The 20,297-nt window shown below is 48.2% G+C and carries 14 protein-coding genes; all 14 read left to right on the top strand.

The window, feature by feature from the left end:
• The first annotated feature begins 3 nt into the window (after positions 1 to 3).
• The 14 genes from htpG to QUW60_RS03885 all read left to right on the top strand — a co-directional run bounded on the left by htpG (position 4) and on the right by QUW60_RS03885 (position 20,189).
• A complete protein-coding gene (gene htpG, locus QUW60_RS03950) occupies positions 4 to 2,055 on the top strand; it encodes a molecular chaperone HtpG (protein WP_289558578.1) in 2,052 nt (683 codons plus the stop codon).
• Positions 2,056 to 2,174: 119 nt separating this feature from the next.
• Complete coding sequence (gene serB / locus QUW60_RS03945) at positions 2,175 to 3,407, top strand: phosphoserine phosphatase SerB (protein WP_258337481.1); 1,233 nt, start codon at positions 2,175 to 2,177, stop codon at positions 3,405 to 3,407.
• 20 nt (positions 3,408 to 3,427) lie between these two features.
• On the top strand, positions 3,428 to 4,699 hold the full coding sequence (locus tag QUW60_RS03940; RefSeq protein ID WP_289558576.1) for a DEAD/DEAH box helicase: 1,272 nt from the start codon (positions 3,428 to 3,430) through the stop codon (positions 4,697 to 4,699).
• Between the two features lie 190 nt (positions 4,700 to 4,889).
• Positions 4,890 to 5,972, top strand: coding sequence for a phosphotransferase enzyme family protein (locus QUW60_RS03935; protein ID WP_289558574.1), 1,083 nt, complete (start codon positions 4,890 to 4,892; stop codon positions 5,970 to 5,972).
• Positions 5,973 to 6,532: 560 nt separating this feature from the next.
• Positions 6,533 to 6,742, top strand: coding sequence for a helix-turn-helix domain-containing protein (locus QUW60_RS03930; RefSeq protein ID WP_289558571.1), 210 nt, complete (start codon positions 6,533 to 6,535; stop codon positions 6,740 to 6,742).
• Positions 6,743 to 6,745: 3 nt separating this feature from the next.
• Complete coding sequence (locus tag QUW60_RS03925; protein WP_289558569.1) at positions 6,746 to 9,733, top strand: type I restriction endonuclease subunit R; 2,988 nt, start codon at positions 6,746 to 6,748, stop codon at positions 9,731 to 9,733.
• A complete protein-coding gene (locus QUW60_RS03920; protein ID WP_289558567.1) occupies positions 9,723 to 10,988 on the top strand; it encodes a restriction endonuclease subunit S in 1,266 nt (421 codons plus the stop codon). The genes QUW60_RS03925 and QUW60_RS03920 overlap by 11 nt, the downstream gene beginning before the upstream one ends.
• Positions 10,989 to 11,000: 12 nt before the next feature.
• Positions 11,001 to 12,074 carry an AAA family ATPase gene (locus QUW60_RS03915; RefSeq protein WP_289558566.1) on the top strand — a complete coding sequence of 358 codons (1,074 nt, stop codon included), beginning with the start codon at positions 11,001 to 11,003 and terminating at the stop codon, positions 12,072 to 12,074.
• Positions 12,075 to 12,086: 12 nt separating this feature from the next.
• Positions 12,087 to 13,706 carry a type I restriction-modification system subunit M gene (locus tag QUW60_RS03910; protein WP_289558564.1) on the top strand — a complete coding sequence of 540 codons (1,620 nt, stop codon included), beginning with the start codon at positions 12,087 to 12,089 and terminating at the stop codon, positions 13,704 to 13,706.
• Positions 13,707 to 14,009: 303 nt separating this feature from the next.
• Positions 14,010 to 14,147, top strand: coding sequence for a hypothetical protein (locus QUW60_RS03905; RefSeq protein ID WP_258337489.1), 138 nt, complete (start codon positions 14,010 to 14,012; stop codon positions 14,145 to 14,147).
• A 168-nt stretch (positions 14,148 to 14,315) separates the two neighbouring features.
• On the top strand, positions 14,316 to 15,944 hold the full coding sequence (locus tag QUW60_RS03900; protein ID WP_289558562.1) for an alpha-galactosidase D: 1,629 nt from the start codon (positions 14,316 to 14,318) through the stop codon (positions 15,942 to 15,944).
• A gap of 227 nt (positions 15,945 to 16,171) precedes the next feature.
• Complete coding sequence (locus QUW60_RS03895; protein WP_434736840.1) at positions 16,172 to 17,494, top strand: TolC family protein; 1,323 nt, start codon at positions 16,172 to 16,174, stop codon at positions 17,492 to 17,494.
• Positions 17,495 to 17,520: 26 nt separating this feature from the next.
• A complete protein-coding gene (locus tag QUW60_RS03890) occupies positions 17,521 to 18,588 on the top strand; it encodes an HlyD family secretion protein (RefSeq protein WP_289558560.1) in 1,068 nt (355 codons plus the stop codon).
• Positions 18,585 to 20,189, top strand: a complete 1,605-nt coding sequence (locus QUW60_RS03885) for an MFS transporter (protein WP_289558558.1) — start codon at positions 18,585 to 18,587, stop codon at positions 20,187 to 20,189. The genes QUW60_RS03890 and QUW60_RS03885 overlap by 4 nt, the downstream gene beginning before the upstream one ends.
• Positions 20,190 to 20,297 lie beyond the last annotated feature (108 nt).

Genomic DNA, 20,297 nt, shown 5'->3' with positions numbered 1-20,297 from the left:
GATATGCAGAAAGGCAATATCGGGGTAACGACAGAAAACATCTTCCCCATTATCAAAAAGTTTTTGTATAGCGATCACGAGATCTTTCTCCGTGAGTTGGTTTCAAATGCCGTAGATGCCACCCAGAAGCTGAAGACACTGGCTTCTACCGGCGAGTTCAAAGGCGAAATGGGCGACCTGACCGTTCATGTGAACGCGGACAAGGACAAGGGCACCATCACCATCACCGACCGGGGACTGGGACTGACGGCTGACGAAATCGAAAAATACATCAACCAGATCGCTTTTTCGGGTGCAAACGACTTCCTCGAAAAATACAAGGAAGACGCCAACGCCATCATCGGGCACTTCGGACTGGGATTCTACTCGGCCTTCATGGTTGCCAAGAAAGTGGAAATCGTCACCCGCTCTTACAAGGAAGGCGCGCCTGCAATGAAATGGAGCTGCGACGGAAGCCCTGAGTTCACGATGGAAGAAACCGAACGCGCCGACCGCGGAACGGACATCATCCTTTACATCGATGACGACTGCAAGGAGTTTCTGGAAGAATCGCGCATCCACGCCCTGCTGACCAAATACTGCCGCTTCCTTCCGGTTCCCGTAGCTTTCGGCAAGAAAAAGGAATGGAAGGACGGAAAACAGGTTGAAACCGGCGAAGACAATGTGATCAACGACACGTGCCCGATATGGACAAAGAAGCCGAGCGAACTGAAGGATGAAGACTACAAGAAGTTCTACTGCGACCTTTATCCGATGTCGGACGAGCCGCTGTTCTGGATTCATCTGAACGTAGACTATCCGTTCAACCTGACAGGCGTGCTCTACTTCCCGAAAATCAAGAGCAACATCGACCTGCAGCGCAACAAGATTCAGCTCTACTGCAACCAGGTGTTCGTGACTGACTCGGTGGAAGGAATCGTTCCCGACTTCCTGACCCTGCTGCACGGAGTGATCGACTCGCCGGACATCCCGCTCAACGTGTCGCGCTCTTACCTGCAGAGCGACGCAAACGTGAAGAAGATTTCAACCTACATCACGAAGAAAGTGGCCGACCGCCTGCAGGCAATCTTCAAGAACGACCGGAAGGAGTTTGAAGAAAAATGGGACGACCTGAAGCTCTTCATCAACTACGGCATGCTGACACAGGAAGATTTCTACGAAAAAGCCGAGAAGTTCGCCCTGCTGAAAGATACGGAAAAGAAGTGCTACACGTTTGAAGAATACCGCACGCTCATCAAAGACAGCCAGACCGACAAGGACGGAACACTGGTATACCTCTACGCCAACAACACCGACGAGCAGTATACTTACATCGACGCTGCCAAGAACAAGGGATACAACGTGCTGCTGATGGACGGACAGCTCGACGTGCCGATGATCAACATGCTGGAGCAGAAGTTCGAGAAAAGCCGCTTCACGCGCGTAGACAGCGATGTGATAGACCGTCTGATCGTAAAGGAAGAGCAAAAAGGCGAAGAACTGCCACAAGACAAACGCGATGTGCTCTCTGCCCTGTTCCGCGGACAGATGCCGAAACTGCAGAAAACAGAATTCGACGTAGAGGCCAAGGCCATGGGCGAAAACGCCGCTCCGATCATCATCACGCAGTCGGAATACATGCGCCGTATGAAGGACATGGCAAACTTCCAGCCGGGAATGGGATTCTACGGAGAAATGCCGAGCATGTACAACCTGGTGCTCAACAGCGACCACAGGCTGGTAAAGCAGGTGCTTGAAAACGCCGAAAGCGCATGCGCCGAACAGCTGGTTCCGGTGGAAGCCGAAATCGCTGCGCTGACCATCCGCCAGAACGAACTCCGCAAAGCGCAGGAAGGAAAGAAGAGCGAAGACATTCCGGCAGCGGAAAAAGACGAGCTGGCCGACGTGGAAAAGAAACTGAACGAACAGAAAGAAGAAAAGACTAAGGTGCTGAACGGCTATGCCGCAGGCAATAAGGTGGTTCACCAGCTTATCGACCTGGCCTTGCTGCAAAACAACATGCTGAAAGGCGAAGCGCTGACCAACTTTGTGAAACGCAGCGTGGAAATGATTTGAAACCGCGCCGTGCAAAAGACTGAAAGCAAGCCGTTCCCGGTCCGGGAGCGGCTTTTTTTATGCCCGACACACGGAAATACCGAGATATTTCGTACATTTGCAGATACAACGAAAAACCCATGGAACATCAGAAAGAACTCATATTGATCCGGATCAGCGGAATCGACCGGCCGGGACTGACCGCATCCATCACGGAAATCCTGTCGAAATATCAGGTAGACATTATGGATATCGGACAGGCAGACATCCATAGCACACTGTCATTGGGGATTCTTTTCAAATGCGCCGAGAAAGATTCGGGCAATGTAATGAAGGACCTGCTGTTCAAGGCGTCCGACCTGGGCATCGACCTGCGCTTCTATCCGGTTTCACCCGACGAATACGAAACGTGGGTAAACATGCAGGGGAAAAACAGGTACATCCTCACGCTGCTGGGCAGAAAGCTGACTGCCGAACAGATTTCGGGAGCCACCAAGATCCTGGCGGAACACAACCTCAACATCGACGGCATACGCCGCCTCACGGGACGCATTCCGCTCGACGAGAAAAAGGCCAGCGTAAGAGCGTGCATCGAATTCTCTGTCAGAGGAACCCCGAAAGACCGCGAACTGCTGCAGCACCAGCTCATGAAGCTCAGCTCGTCGCTCGCAATGGACTTTTCGTTCCAGCAGGACACCATGTACCGCCGCATGCGCCGGCTGATCTGCTTCGACATGGACTCGACACTGATACAGACGGAAGTGATCGACGAGCTCGCCATGCGCGCCGGAGTGGGCGAACAGGTGAAGGCGATTACCGAACGTGCCATGCGCGGAGAAATTGACTTCAGGGAGAGCTTCACGGAAAGAGTGGCGCTGCTGAAGGGGCTTGACGAAAGCGTGATGAAGGAGATCGCCGAAAACCTGCCCATAACGGAAGGTGTGGAAAGACTGATGTACGTATTGAAGCACTACGGATACAAGATAGCCATTCTTTCGGGCGGATTCACTTATTTCGGCAACTACCTGAAAGAAAAGTTCGGAATTGACTACGTATATGCGAACAACCTGGAAATCGCAGACGGAAAACTCACGGGAAGATACCTGGGTGACATTGTGGACGGAAAGCGCAAGGCGGAACTGCTTCAGCTCATCGCGCAGGTGGAACGGGTGGACATCGCGCAAACCATCGCGGTGGGCGACGGAGCGAACGACCTGCCGATGCTGTCGGTGGCCGGACTGGGCATCGCCTTCCACGCGAAGCCGAAAGTGGCGGCGAATGCCAGACAGTCGATCAATACCATCGGACTTGACGGAGTGCTCTATTTCCTGGGATTCAAAGACTCCTACCTTGAAGAACGCGGGAAACTGTAACGAATAATAATGTAAGATATATGAAGTTTTCAGAACTAAACTTAGAAGAAAGCGTCCTGGACGCACTGGACGCAATGAATTTCCGGGAATGCACGCCCATCCAGGAACAGGCGATTCCGGTCATACTCGAAGGACATGACCTGATCGGCGTGGCACAGACCGGAACAGGAAAAACAGCGGCCTATCTGCTTCCGATACTGAACCAGCTGAGCAAGGGAGGCTATCCGGAAGATGCAATCAACTGCATCGTGATGGCTCCTACACGGGAGCTGGCCATGCAGATCGACCAGCAGATAGAAGGCTTTTCCTATTTCATGCCTGTTTCGAGTGTCGCCGTATACGGAGGAAACGACGGAATCCGTTTCGAGCAGGAGAAAAAAGGGCTTACGCTGGGAGCCGACATCGTCATCGCCACCCCGGGACGTCTGATCAGCCACATCAGCCTGGGCTATGTAGACCTTTCAAAGGTGTCGTTCTTTATCCTTGACGAAGCCGACCGTATGCTCGACATGGGATTTTCGGACGACATCATGCAGATCGTAAAGCAGTTGCCGCAGAAAAGGCAGACCGTCATGTTCTCTGCCACAATGCCGGAAAAAATCCGTCAGCTCGCCAAAACAATCCTCAACGATCCGGTTGAAGTCAAGCTGGCTGTATCGAAGCCTGCCGAAAAAATCATCCAGGCAGCCTACGTATGCTATGAAGCACAAAAGCTGGGCATCATCCAGTCGCTCTTCAAGGAACAGAAACCCGAACGCGTCATCGTGTTCGCGTCATCGAAACTGAAGGTCAAGGAAGTGGCCAAGGGACTGAAACGGCTGAACCTGAACGTGGGCGAAATGCACTCCGACCTGGAACAGAGCCAGCGCGACGAGATCATGCATGAATTCAGAAACGGACGTGTCAACCTGCTGGTGGCAACCGACATCGTGGCGCGGGGAATAGACATCGACGACATCCGCCTGGTTATCAACTACGACGTTCCGCACGACAGCGAAGACTATGTGCACCGCATCGGACGTACGGCCCGGGCGAACAACGACGGATGCGCCATCACCTTTGTCAGCGAAACGGAACAGACGCGCTTCAAGCAGATAGAGGATTTTCTGGGAAAATCCATCTACAAGATACCTGTGCCCGAAGAATTGGGAGAAAGTCCGGTCTATGCACCGCGGTCGTCGCGTCCGGGTGGCGAACGGCGCAAGAAGAAGTCATTCTCCCGCAACAAGGGAAACAACAGGTGGAAGAAAAAGAGCGGCAGTCCGTCCGAAACCCGCACCACCAAGGCTTGAGCAACCGTTTTGCCACAGAAGACACCGGGTTTTCCGTACGCCTGCTGTGATACACCGTTCCTTCTGTGGCGAATCATCCGAAAAAAGAAATATTTCCACATAAAATGACGATAAAATAAATATTTTTGTGTATGTTTGCATAATAAGTTTTTAAAGAAACGTACAACAAAACCTTATACATTTAATTATCATGAGCAACCTTAATGAAATTATTTCTTTTTTCCCGGAAGTTAAGGACGTAAAAGAAATCACTCCGCTGACTGCCGGACTGATCAACCAGACTTATAAGGTGGAAACAGCCGACGCGAAGTCATGCGACTACATCCTTCAGTGCATCAACAACCAGGTATTTCAAGACGTGGACCTGCTTCAGCACAACATCGAATGTGTAACCCGACATATCCGCAAGAAACTTGAAGAGGCTCACGAAACAGAAATCAACCGGAAGGTGCTTCGCTTCGTTCCGGCTGCCGACGGAAAGACTTACCATTTTGACGGGGAACATTACTGGCGCGTATCGGAATTCATCCCCGATTCGCTGACGCTTGACGCCGTAACGCCGGAATCGTCGTACCTGGTGGGACTGAAATTCGGAGAGTTTGAGGCCATGCTCGCAGACATCCCCGAAAAGCTGGGCGAAACCATTCCCGATTTCCACAACATGGAGTTCCGCATGAAGCAGCTTCACGAAGCTGTGGAGAAGAATGCGGCGGGACGCATGGAGAAAATGAAGCAGCTCGTCGAGGATATCGAGAAAGACAGCTATGAGATGTGCCAGGCTGAACGCCTCTACCGCGAAGGCAAGCTGCCGAAACGGATCTGCCACTGCGACACAAAGGTCAGCAACATGATGTTCAACAAAGAAGGGAAAGTGCTCTGCGTCATCGATCTCGACACGACAATGCCGAGCTTCATATTCTCCGACTTCGGCGACTTCCTCCGTTCGGCTGCCAACACGGCTCCCGAAGACGAACCGGACTTGAACAAAATCCATTTCAACATGGAAATATTCAAGGCGTTCGCAAAGGGCTACATCGAATCGGCCAAGAGTTTCCTCACCCCGATAGAAATCGAAATGCTGCCATACGCCGTGAAGCTGTTCCCATACATGCAGGCCGTGCGCTTCCTGACAGACTACATCAACGGGGATACCTATTACCAGATAAAATATCCGGAACACAACTACGTGCGCACACTGGCGCAGTATAAGCTGTATCAGGAGGTCAAGAAAGCTGAGCCGGAAATGAAGGCCTACATCGCTTCGCTTATCTGACATTGCCATCAGCCATCACAACAAAAGGCGCGGAAAAAGACCGGCAACCGCCAGGTGCTTCCGCGCCTTAAAAAATCGGCCTCTTTCGTGGGGCAGCAATGCTTCGTTGCCTGAAAAAAATGTTTTCGCTGGCAAAGAAGCATATCTTGTTTTACTATGAAAGTTTCTTTATTCGTCAAAGTATGTTTTCCGGCAACTGAAAGCTATTAATCCGGTCTTCCTGACCGTTTCATCATCTCGGTGAAGATGCCTTCGGGAAAAACCGTCTGAAGAATCTGTCGGACCCGGCAAGTTTCTTTAAGGAATATGCCCTACTCTACTGTATCCATTATTCTGGCATCGAGAATGACATGCGAGGTGATTGCCGCCTGTTAAGATTGAAACCTACGACTAATTATCGCTTCGATAACGATTGCTATGCGGCACCGCTGGAAACGACCAGTGTCTGGATTGAGCGGTGTTTGAATGAAAACGAGCGAAGAGGGAGCGTTTTCTTCCTCTTTTATCTTTTTTACAGCATGATATTTTATACCTTTGTAAACAAAACGAAGATAGAAGGTATGGACAGACCCATGAACCGAATAAAAGAAGTGCTTGAAGAACGTGGCATCAAGCAGACTTGGCTGGCGGAAAAGCTCGGCAAAAGTTTCTGCATTGTCAACTCATACGTCTGCAACAGACGGCAACCCAGTCTGGAAGTGCTGTTTCAGATAGCGGAGATTCTTCAGGTAGATCCAAAAGAACTAATTACGAATCAAGTATCCAAATAGAGTATGATCAGAGAAAAGCAAATAGAGGAAAACTTTATCAATAAACTGATAGAGTTGAAATATATATATCGTCCGGATATTTGTGACAGAATCACATTGGAACAGAATTTCCGCAAGAAATTCGAGCGGCTCAATCGTGTCAACCTTTCCGACTCTGAATTTAACCGTCTGTTAGAAGAAATAACTGATCCGGACGTTTTTGCTTCATCCAAGCGCCTGCGTGAGGTAAATACGTTTATGCGTGAAGATGGTACTCCGTTGCAATATACGTTGGTCAATATCAAAGACTGGTGCAAAAATGAGTATGAGGTAATCAATCAATTACGAATAAATACCAGAAACAGCTTTCAGCGTTACGACGTAATCTTGCTAATCAATGGATTGCCTGTTGTTCAAGTAGAGCTGAAGACTTTGGACGTAAGTCCACACCGCGCCATGCAGCAGATTGTGGATTACAAAAACGATTCCGGCAACGGGTATACCAATACCCTGCTGTGTTTCATGCAGCTGTTTATTGTCAGCAACTATTCGAACACGTATTATTTTGCCAACAACAATATTCAGCATTTCAAGTTCAATGCCGAAGAGCAATTCTTGCCTGTTTACCAATGGGCAAGAGAAGACAATAAAAAAGTGGCGTGCCTGGATTCTTTTGCAGAACAATTCCTTCCCAAATGTCATTTAGGCGAAATGATCAGCCGCTACATGGTACTGATAACCAGCGAACAGAAGTTGCTGATTATGCGCCCGTATCAGATTTATGCCGTAAAAGCTATTGTCAGGTGCATTGAAGAAAATCGAGGAAATGGTTACATCTGGCATACGACAGGAAGCGGCAAAACATTGACTTCTTTCAAGGCATCTACCCTGCTGAAAGACAACTCGGATATCGAGAAATGCCTGTTTGTGGTAGACCGCAAGGATCTTGACCGCCAAACACGGCAGGAGTTCAACCGTTTTCAGGAGAATTGCGTGGAGGAGAACACCGATACCGGCACATTGGTGCGCCGGATGTTGTCGACCGATTATGCAGATAAGGTGATTGTCACCACGATTCAGAAGCTGGGCATTGCGCTGGACCCCAACAACCGGAAAAACTATAAAGAACAATTGCTGCCATTAAAAGACAGCCGCATTGTCTTTATATTCGACGAGTGTCACCGTTCGCAGTTTGGCGACAATCACAAGGCCATAAAGGAATTTTTCCCGAATGCCCAGCTCTTCGGCTTCACCGGAACGCCTATTTTTGAAAAGAATGCGACCTACACGAAAGTCAATGGAGAAACGGCGTCCTACAAGACGACAAAAGATATTTTTGAAAAGCAGTTGCACGCTTACACCATAACACATGCCATTGAAGATAAAAACGTGCTTCGCTTCCATGTGGATTATTTCAAGCCGGACGACAATAATCCGCGCAGGGCGGATGGCAGCGTCAAGAAACAGGCTATAGTTGAAACGATTCTGTCCAAGCATGATGCAGCTACCAATGAAAGGCGCTTCAATGCCATTCTCGCCACTTCGTCCATCAATGACGCGATCGAATATTACCGGCTGTTCAGGCAGGTGCAGGAACAACGCAAGCTGAAAGACGATTCATTCGAACCGTTAAATGTGGCTTGTGTGTTTTCTCCGCCTGCCGAAGGAAATCCCGACATCAAGCAGATTCAGGAAGAACTGCAACAGGAAAAGATAGACAATGAACAAGAGCCTGAAAGAAAGAAACAGGCTTTAAAGGAAATCATTGCCGATTATAACAGGCAATATGGAACCAATCATGTCATCGAAGAGTTTGATTCCTATTATCAGGATGTGCAGCAACGCATCAAAGACCAGAAATACAGCAACAAAGACTATCCGCATGCAAACAAGATAGACATTACCATTGTGGTTGATATGCTGCTGACAGGATTCGACTCGAAGTTCCTCAACACGCTGTATGTGGACAAACGGCTCGTTTATCATAATCTGATACAAGCTTTTTCGCGTACCAACCGCATTCTGAACGATACGAAGCCCTACGGAAACATCCTGGATTTTCGCGGGCAACAGGATGCTGTGGATGAAGCGATATCCATGTTTTCCGGAAATGAAAAGGATGTGGCCAGACGGATCTGGCTGGTAGAACCTGCATCAAGCATCCAGCAAAAATACAAGGAGGCTGTGGCAGGATTACGCAGCTTCATGCAGTCGTACAATCTGGAATTCAACGCTTCGGAAGTGGCCAATTTAAAGGGAGACGAAGCCAAGGTAGGTTTTATCAATCACTTCAAGGATGTGCAACGCTACAAGACGCAGCTCAGTCAATATGTTGACCTCACAGACGTTGCCGATGCATCTGTTGTGTCCGACTCCCAATCCGAATACGGCTTTACAGACGATGATCTGCTTGCTTTCCGAGGTGCTTATCTGAACTTGGCTTACAGCCTGAAGAAAAAGCGGGAAAAAACAACAGAGCCGGTGTCTCCAGAGATTGAGGATTTGGACTTCGAATTTGTGCTGTTTGCTTCTGCCATGATTGACTATGACTATATCATGGACCTCATTGCCAAACAGTATGGCGGTACCGGCGTTAAGGTAAAACTGACGCGCGAACAGCTGGTGAATCTTGTTCTATCAAATTCCAATCTGATGGATGAGCGTGATGATATCATTGCCTATATCAACAGTTTGGAAGAGGTGAACGGTAAAACGGAACAGGAAATCAAAGAAGGCTACAATCACTTTAAAGCTGAGAGATATGCAAAAGAGATAGATTCGATTGCCCGTAAATACGAAATCACTACTGAATCATTAAATGATTTTATTAATGGAATCATGGATCGGAAGATTTTCGATGCTGAAAAGTTAAACGATTTGCTTGCCCCGCTCAATCTGGGATGGAAAGCTCGGGCTAAAGTTGAATCGGCCTTGATGACGGATTTGATTCCATTGTTAAAACGTAAAGCAGAAGGAGAAGAAATATCAGGACTGTCGGCGTATGAAGAATAAAGAGAAAACAGAATTGATTCCGGAATTAAGATTTGGGGGGTTCCCTATTAAAAACTGGGATGAAAAGAAACTTCAAGATATATTTATATATCTGAGTACAAATACCTATTCTCGTAATCTACTAAATAATAGGCAAGGAATATATCAAAATATTCACTATGGAGACATTCTTGTAAAATATGGTAGTATTATAGATGCTCAAAAAGAAGAGATTCCCTATATTAATGAAGATATAGAATGCACAACTGACAATATAATTATGGATGGAGATATTGTTATAGCTGATACGGCAGAAGATGAAATTGTAGGAAAAACATCCGAAATATTTAATATAGGTGACAAGAAAATTCTATCAGGTCTTCATACTTTTTGGTTAAGACCTCTAATATCTTTTGCACCTAAATATCTAGGATATTTTTTTAATTCTACGCAATATCATAATCAGTTATTACCATTAATTCAAGGAGCAAAAGTAAGTTCTATATCTAAAAAAGCACTTAATAATACGATAATAGTATATCCGTCTATTAGTGAGCAGCAAAAAATCGCCGATTGTCTCTCTTCTCTTGATGAATTGATTGAAGCAACTGCCCAAAAAGTTGAAGCATTGAAAGAACATAAAAAGGGACTGATGCAACGATTATTTCCTGCGGAGGGAAAGAATGTGCCAGACTTGAGATTCCCTGAATATCAAAGAACACAAGTTTGGGAAGATGCTATTTTAGGAACGGTTGCAGATTATGAAAACGGTAAGGCTCATGAGAATGAAATTGATGAGGATGGCGATTTTATCGTTGTGAATTCTAAGTTTATTTCTACTGATGGAGAAGTGATTAAGCGAACTAATACTCCATACTGTTTAGCTGATAAAGAGGATATTTTAATGGTTCTAAGTGATGTTCCAAATGGTCGTGCCATCGCAAAATGTTTTTTCGTTGATGAATCTGGAAAGTACACAGTAAATCAACGTATATGCAGATTGCGATCTAAGAGTATAAATAGTAAGTTTCTGTTCTATTTGATTAATCGAAATCCCTATTTTCTATCATTTGATGATGGAGTCAAACAAACTAACCTTAAAAAAAGCGAAGTACTGGAATGTCCTTTGATGATACCTTCTTCACCAATAGAGCAACAAAAGATAGCCGATCTTCTTTCATCAATAGATGATTTGATAATAGCAACAGAGCAAAGAATTAAATCATTAGAAAAACATAAGAAAGGATTGATGCAACAATTATTTCCTAAAATCTAATTTTGAAAGAATATGGATTTATCGCAGATTGCCGAACAAATAAAGGATGCTTCAGAAAATATCTTTCTGATTTATGCATTCAATTCAACAGGAAAAACACGTCTTTCCGTTGAATATAAAGAAACTGCAAAGAATACAGACGGCCGCCAGACAGGTGTTTATTATAACGCCTTTAGCGAAGACTTATTTGTTTGGGACAATGAACATACAAAGTTAAACATCGTTTCCAGCAGTTTGAACCAATACCATAGCCAGCTGAATGAATTGGATGTCATGGATAAATTGAAGCCTTACAATCCTAAATATGATTTTAGATTTCAATCCCATGAAAATCTGGAGCAGGGATTTGCCTCAATTTCTTTCTTTATGAAAGAAGATGAAGAGCAACATCCGGTTAAAATTTCCAGAGGTGAAGAACGTATATTTATATGGTGTTTTTTCTTGGCCTTGATTGAAGTGGATAGCTGGACGGGAGAGCAAAGCGATTACTTCTTTATTGACGATCCTGTTTCCAGTATGGACGACCATAATATCTTCATCACGGCATTCACTTTGATGAATTTGATAGAAAAGCATTATGAAAGGAAGAAAATAATCATCACAACTCACCATATAGGGCTGGCTACCATTCTTAGTGACTGGCTGTCCAAAGGTGAAAAAGCTGGTAAGTTTAAAGCGATCCGACGGGGTGAGAAAAATAAATATAAAATTTCAATTCTTGAAAAGATTGGAGACCAATATGAATTATCCAATCCAAGAAACAGCGTTTTACTCTATCACTTAAGAGTTCTGCAAATATTGGATACAGCCATTCAGGAAGATTCGTTGGAAGTATATCACCTTGCTTTATTAAGGCAAGTGCTGGAGAATATAGCTTCATTCTTGGGAGTCGGACAATTTCAGTATGTTCTTCAACAAATTGGATTTACGGAAGAATCAGGAAAAATGGCCGATATAATCAACGCATTGACACATCAGAAAGTTTACTATCCGCAAGTCGGTGTGATGGTTCCAGACAACAAACAGATTCTCATAGATGTATATAATGCACTGATGGGAAAATATCATTTCGTTTTGCATAATTAAATATTAGTATATATGACAGCAATAGAACAGCATAAATTAGGAAAAGTACTTTGGGCGATAGCGGATGCATTGCGCGGCTCCATGATGGCCGATGATTTCCGCGACTATATGCTCTCGTTTATCTTCTTACGCTATCTTTCGGAGCAATATGAAGAAGCTGTAAAGAAAGAGTTAGGCTCTGATTATCCAGAAACTCCTCAAGACGTTATGGATAAATTAAAAGTCAATACTCCTTTACAAATTTGGTATGAAGAGAACCCTGATGATATAGCTGAGTTCGAACGGCAAATGCGCCGTAAGGCCCATTATGTGATACTGCCCAAATACTTGTGGGGAAATATTGTAGAATTGGCCCGTACACAAGACAAGGAATTGCTCGACACGTTGGAAAAAGGATTTAAGTATATCGAGGAACAATCGTTCGACAGTTCGTTCCGTGGATTGTTTTCGGAAATCAATCTGCATTCCGACAAACTGGGCAAGACATACGAGGAAAGAAACACCATGCTCTGTAAGGTCGTTACGGAAATAGCCAAGGGCATTTCAGAGTTCTCTACCTCAACAGATTCATTGGGTGACGCTTATGAGTATCTGATTGGTGAGTTTGCGGCCAACTCAGGACAAAAGGCTGGAGAGTTTTATACGCCTCAAATGATATCTTCTATATTGTCCAAAATCGTATCATTGGACAGCCAAGACCCGACAACGGGAAAGAAGACCAAGATTGACCGCGTACTTGATTTCGCGTGCGGCTCAGGCTCCTTGCTGTTGAATGTGCGCCATGAAATGGGAAGGCATGGAATCGGCAAGATTTACGGACAGGAAAAGAACATTACAACCTACAACCTGGCACGGATGAACATGTTGCTGCACGGAGTAAAAGACACTGAATTTGAGATACATCATGGAGATTCTTTGCTGAATGATTGGGATATTTTGAACGAAATGAATCCTGCCAAAAAGATGCAGTTTGACGCAATCGTTGCCAATCCTCCTTTCAGTTACCGCTGGGAGCCGACAGAAGAAATGGGGAAAGACTTCCGTTTCAAGAACTACGGCCTTGCGCCCAAATCAGCGGCAGATTTTGCCTTCCTCCTTCATGGCTTCCACTTCTTGCATGAGAACGGGACAATGGCTATCATCCTGCCTCATGGCGTCTTGTTCAGAGGCGGCAAGGAAGAACTGATCCGCAAAAAGCTTTTGAATGATGGCAACATTGACGCCGTCATCGGCTTGCCGTCCAATTTGTTTTATTCAACAGGTATCCCCGTCTGTATATTAGTGCTGAAGAAATGCAAGAAGAGCGATGATGTACTGTTCATTAACGCTAGTGAATACTTCGAGAAAGGAAAAAGGCAGAACGCATTGCGTGATACGGATGTAAAAAGAATTGTAGAAACGTACCAGTACAGAAAAGATGTCGAACGATACTCACGTTGTGTATCCATGTGCGAAATCAAGGATAATGGCTACAATCTGAATATCTCCCGTTATGTAAGTACTGCCAAAGAAGAAGTTCCGATTGATTTGGAAGAAGTGCATAAGCAGCTTGTTGATATAGACAAGAAAATAGAAGATGCCCGGAACAAACACAATGCTTTTTTAAAAGAATTGGGATTGGATTTCGTCTAAAGCTACATGAAACTGATTAAATATGAATTAATATCAAATCCGTTTCAACCTCTGTTTCAGAAATGCGCTGGTCAGAACCAATTACAACAACTACTCGAAAGGGATATCGGCTACAACCGAATTCTTAGAATTGTTTTTCAGAAACTGACTGTTTGGAGATAAAAACGAATTGCATAACCGGGCATTGCATATCGCAGTTCTCCAAAGTGACAACACGGATAATTCAAAGAGCCAAAATGGCACTTTGAATGGCACTTTGGATGAAATTGCCTTAAGGACCATCCCAACGCTACACAGGCTGAGATGGCAGCTCATATTGGAAAATCTCCCCGAACAGTCAAACGCATGACTCCCTCTTTGATAGGGCGTGGATTGCTTGAACGGGAAAACGGAAAAAGAAATGGCAAATGGATTGTCAAAGATATAAATTTGAATCTCTAAAGAGTTCAAATTTTACTCAGGTTTATTTTGCGAATTGTTTTCAAGAGCACATGCCGGAAAACTGGCGTTTTAGTTCTTCAAAAAACAACCGGGCAGGTTCTGCTTTGGCAAAATTGTTGTACATTTGCTCCTGCTCATTAACATACTGTCAATAATACTGAAAGCACCATGAACACGAAACTATTTTCCGCAGGACTGCTGGCTCTTGCACTGGCCGCGGCTTCATGCACACCGGATCCGAAGAAACAGACGGCAGACGGAACGACTCCCTTTCTTCCGCCGCTGATGGGATGGAGCTCGTGGAACACGTACCGCGTGAACATCAACGAAGAACTTATCAAGAAACAGGCAGACGCCCTTGTGTCTACCGGACTGAAAGAAGCGGGCTATACTTACATCAACATTGACGACGGATTTTTCGGACATCGCGATGAAACGGGGAAGATGCATGCCCACCCGCAACGCTTTCCCAACGGAATGCGGACCGTGTCGGACTACATCCACTCGCTGGGACTACGCGCGGGAATTTACTCGGACGCCGGCAACAACACATGCGGATCCATCTACGACAATGATGCCAACGGCATAGGAGCCGGACTGTACGGACACGAGCAGCAGGACATGGAACTTTATCTGAAAGAGTGGAACTACGACTTCATAAAGATAGACTATTGCGGCGCCCAGGAACTGGGACTGGATGAGGAAAAACGCTACGAAACCATCTGCGATGCCATCCGGAATACCGGAAGAAAAGACGTGTCCATCAACATCTGCCGGTGGGCTTTCCCGGGAACATGGGCAAGAAGGCTGGCACGCTCATGGCGCATCAGTCCGGACATTTCTCCTGACTGGCGTTCTGTCAGAAACATCATCGCAAAAAACCTCTACCTTTCGGCCTATGCCGGAAACGGACACTACAACGACATGGATATGCTTGAAATAGGCCGCGGACTGTCGCCTGCGGAAGAAGAAACACACTTCGGGATGTGGTGCATCATGAGTTCTCCGCTGCTTGTCGGCTGCGACCTCACCGCCATCCCCGAAGCTTCGCTGGCATTGCTGAAGAATCCGGAACTGATAGCCCTCAACCAAGATTCCCTGGGACTTCAGGCGTACGTGGCATGGCGTGAAGGCGAGGCCTATGTGCTGACCAAAGACATCAGGCAGAAGCGCGGCAAAGTGCGTGCCGTTGCCTTCTACAATGCCTCCGACAGCGCAAAGACGTTCAATGTTCCGCTGCATGCATTAGAGCTGGGAGGGCGGACCAGCGTGCGCGATGTCGTGAAGCGGACAGATTTGGGCACATTCGAGCATGTGTTTGCCTGCACAGTGCCTGCCCACGGAACGCTGGTTTGCCGCATGGAGGCCGAACGCCGCCTGGAACCGGAACGTTACGAGGCCGAACGGGCCTTTCTGCCCTGCTTCGACGATTTGGGCAAACAGCCGAAACCCGTACTGTATCTCGCTTCCCCGCAATGCTCCGGCGGGATGAAAGTATTCCGGCTGGGAGGACGGGAAGAAAACTTTGCCGAATGGCCGGAGGTATACAGCGAAAAGGGAGGACAGTATGAAATGACAGTCAGCTACTGCTCGCCCTCTCCCCGCAAGCTGGAAGTATGGGTGAACGGCACGCTCCATGAACTTTCCAATCTCAGCTCGGGCAGTTCAGACAGCGTAGCGTCGGCAACGCTTCCGGTCACGCTCGCCCCGGGATACAATGTCGTCCGGATGGGAAACCGCTACGGATGGGCGCCGGACATCGATTGCTTCACGCTGAAGCAGGCCGTGCCGGAATAAAAATCAGCTTTCATTTGTCATTGGCAATCCGGATCTATGTGAAAAGAAACGGGAATGAGTGACAGGCACGCCCAAACAGCGTTTTTTAGAGAAAGCCCGCTGGAACTGTGCGAAAAAATCACTATCTTTGCAACCGCAATCATGAAATGACATCACTTGTTATAAGCAGGGACGCCTCGCATAGAATGACGCATGTCATTTTCACACAGTAACAAAAGACTTTCTCTATGCACATCAAACCAATTCTAGTAATGGGGATAGCGGCCGCTTTGCTGGCTCTTTCTCCAGCGAAAGCGTATACGCAGGGGGATTCTCTCTACCTAAGTGTAGACCAGCTCTTTGAAAAAGGAATGGAGCAGAACTTGCAGCTCGCCGCCGACAGACTGAGAGAAAAAATGGCGGAAGAACGCAGAAAAACGGCACGGACCGGAAGGCTGCCCGACATAGAAATCGGACTGAACGAGGGATTCGTGGGACAGCCCGTCATCTTCGAGCGAGGACTCTCCGATCCCACCTATCCCGACTCGCCCGACTGGTCGCAGAACTATGCGGTGAACCTCACGCAGCCTCTGTACCATGGGGGAAGAATAAAGTATGCCATACGCCAGGCCGACATCGAAAGGGAGATAGCCGTCCTGCAGACTGCCACAGACCGGGCTGACATCAAACTGTCGCTGCTGAGGCAGTATCTCAACCTGTTCAGCCTGTACAAGCAGCACAGGGTGCTTTCACGCAACATCAACGAGTCGGAACGGAGGCTCAAGGACATCCGGCAGATGAAGGAAGAGGGACTGATCACCAACAACGATGTGCTGCGGAGCGAAATGCAGCTCACAAACGACCGGCTTTCTCTGCTGGAAACGGAAAACAACATCCGGCTCGCATCCCAGCAGCTCGACATCCTTTTGGGCCTTGAAGAAGACTTGCTGCTCTGCCCCGACACCGCACTGCTGGGCAAGGCTTACACGCTGGAAAGCTATGCTGACTATATCGGACAGGCTTACGCCAACGACCCGGCCATGCTGCTGAGAAAGAAACAGACCGACCTTGCACGCAACAACATCGATGCGGCACGCGCGGCACAGATGCCCCAACTGTCACTCTATGCGGCAAACACGCTGGCGCGTCCGGTATCGCGCACGCTGGCCGACATGTACAACAACGCATGGAACGTAGGACTTTCGTTTTCATATCCCCTGTCGGCCCTCTACCGGAACAGGCACAGGGTGAACGAAGCCCGGCGGCAGGCCGAACTGTACCGCAATGCCGAAGAACAGCAGAAGCAGCAGATACGCGTAACCGTGCGCAACGCCTACCTGAAACACAGCGAAGCGCTGGCACGGGTTGACGCCCTCAAGCTGTCGGTGAAGCAGGCGGAAGAGAACTACCGCATCATGCGCAACCGATACCTGAACCAGCTTGCCATACTTACCGACCTGCTCGATGCGGACAACCTCCGCCTGAACGCCGAACTGCAACTCACCACGGCACGCACGCAAGTAGTCTACACATATTACGAACTTCTGCGCGCTGCCGGAAAATTAAAATAGCCACAACAAACAAAAGGAACACCACTATGAGCTCAATCGAAATGAAATACAAGCGGCTGAAAAGACGCAAACGACGCAATATCATCCTGAACACGGTATGTATGCTGATAGCCAGCTCCGGACTGCTCTGGACAGTCAACTATTTCTGGCGGTATATCAGCTACGAAATCACAAACGACGCTTTCGTCGACCAGTACATCTCGCCGGTAAATATCCGTGTGTCAGGATACATCCAGGACGTGCGCTTCCGCGAACACCAGTTCGTGCGCAAAGGCGACACGCTGGTGGTGATCGACAACCGCGAATACCTCATCAGACAGAAAGAGGCAGAGGCAGCCCTGATGGACGCGCAAGGTTCGAAGGGAGTGCTCCGCTCAAACATCGAAACATCCGAAACACGCATCGGAGAACAGAACGCCACGCTGGAAGAAGCGAAGGCCCGGCTCTGGAAAGCCGAGCAGGACTTTCACCGCTACGAACGCCTGCTAGAGGAAGAATCTGTGCCCGAACAGCAATACGACCAGGCCAAGGCCGACTACGATGCCGCACGGGCGCGCTACAACGCCCTCGTCAAACAGAAAGATGCCGCACGCTCGCAGTATGCTGAAACGAACAAGCGGAAAGTGAACGTCAAGGCGGCCATCCTGCGCGCCGAAGCCGCACTGGACCTTGCCAACCTGAATCTTTCATACACGGTGGTCACGGCTCCCTACGACGGCTACATGGGACGGCGGACGCTGGAACCCGGGCAGTATGTTTCGGCCGGACAGACACTCTCCTACCTCGTCCGCCAGTCAGACAAATGGATCACCGCCAACTACCGCGAAACACAGATAGCCAACATCTACATCGGACAGCCCGTAAGAATCAAAGTAGACGGAGTGCCGGGCAAAGTGTTTCACGGCCACGTCACGGCAATCTCCGAAGCAACCGGCTCGAAATATTCGCTGGTTCCCACCGACAACTCGGCAGGCAACTTCGTGAAGGTGCAGCAGCGGATCCCCGTGCGCATCGACCTGGACAATGTGACGGCAGAAGACATGAAGCAGCTCCGCGCCGGAATGATGGTAGAAACTGAAGCGCTGAAGAGATGATGACGGCCCAGCAACTAGACATACCGGTTCGCCGGTGGGTGCCCGACTGGGTGGCTGTAGGCCTGGTGTTCTTTATCATCCTTCCCGTCACCATGCTGAACGGAACATACACGGGAAGCATGGTAGAAGTGTCGAACACGCTCGGAGCCTACACCGAAGACATCACCATCGGCTATTATGCGGCATCGGCAGGAATGGCCATCGCCTATCCCATCGTGCCCAAGGTGCTGAACTCCTTTTCAAGCAAGTCCCTGCTGCTGGTCGACCTCACCCTCCAGTTCCTTCTGAGCTGGATCTGCGCACGTTCCGCCAACACCGAACTGCTCATCACCTTCAGTTTCGTCATCGGCTTCCTGAAAGGTTTTCTCATGCTGTGGCTCATCCGCCGCATCAAGTTCATCTTCAGCCCAGGCGACGTGCGAAGCGAGTTCTATGCCTACTTTTATCCGCTGGTCTTCAGCGGGGGACAGCTTTCGATGATTGTCACGGCTCTTCTGGCTTATCATTATGACTGGAAGTACATGTACTACTTCATGATGATGATGCTCATTCTGGCCATTCTGTTCGTCATCATCCTGCTCCGCCACGACCGCCCGTCAAAAGGAGTGCCGCTCAAGGAACTCCACCTGCGCGAAATGGTCATCATCTCCACAGGACTGCTGATGCTGATCTATGTCATCACCTACGGAAAAATATCCGACTGGATGGCATCGCCCAAGATCTGCGTCTACATCGTGATCGCCCCGCTGCTCGTCGCGCTTTTCCTCTGGGAGCAGTTCAACTCTCCGAAACCTTACGTCAGTCTGAAGCCCATGTTCCAGTGGAAAGCCATCCTGGGTTATTTCTACATGATACTGGTCATGTTCTTCAGCACATCCACCACGCTGTTGAGCAACTACATGACCAGCATACTGCGCGTAGACAATGTGCACAACTACACACTGTACATCTATCTGCTTCCCGGCTATCTGCTGGGAGCCTTCATCTGCTTCTGGTGGTTCAGATGGCAGCGCTGGCGTTTCCGTTTCCTCATTGCCGGAGGGATGGCATGCTTCGTGGTCTTCTTCGGAATGCTCTACTTCACCATCTCGCCCGACAGCACCTACGAACAGCTGTTTGTCCCCCTTTTCTTCCGGGGGCTGGGCATGATGGTGCTGCTCATCGCCTTCGGACTGTTTGTTGTTGAAGACCTCAACCCGAAACTGCTTATCTACAACGCCTTTTTTCTGATTACATTCCGCGCCGTGCTTGCCCCGGTAATGGCTTCCGCCTTCTACAGCAACATGCTGTACCGGCTCCAGCAGAAATACATGGTGCAGCTCTCAGAAAACATGACGATGGTCGACACCCTCGCAGCCTCGCGCTATACGTCCGCTCTCGGAAACAACCTTGCGCAGGGACACGGGATCGACGAAGCGATGCAGCTGGCAACCAACAGCCTTTACAGCGTGCTGCAAGAGCAAAGCATGCTGCTCGCACTGAAACACATGCTGGGCTGGATGTTTGTCGTGACACTCGTCATCGCCGTCATTTCACGTTTCGTGCCGTTCCACAAGACCGTCCGGGTGCCGGTGGTGCGCATGGGAGAAGACATGGTGTGACAACGGACGCCCTGCTCCTCTGCCTGTCTTTCTGAAACAAGAGCAGAGGAGCAGACATGGCTGAAAGGTTAAAGATAACAAAAAAAATGCCGCCAATACCCCGCAGAC

This window comes from Bacteroides gallinaceum, assembly GCF_030373775.1.
GTDB lineage: Bacteria > Bacteroidota > Bacteroidia > Bacteroidales > Bacteroidaceae > Phocaeicola > Phocaeicola excrementipullorum.
The sequence above is the reverse complement of the archived record's forward strand: the minus strand, read 5'-3'. Positions and strand labels throughout refer to the sequence as shown.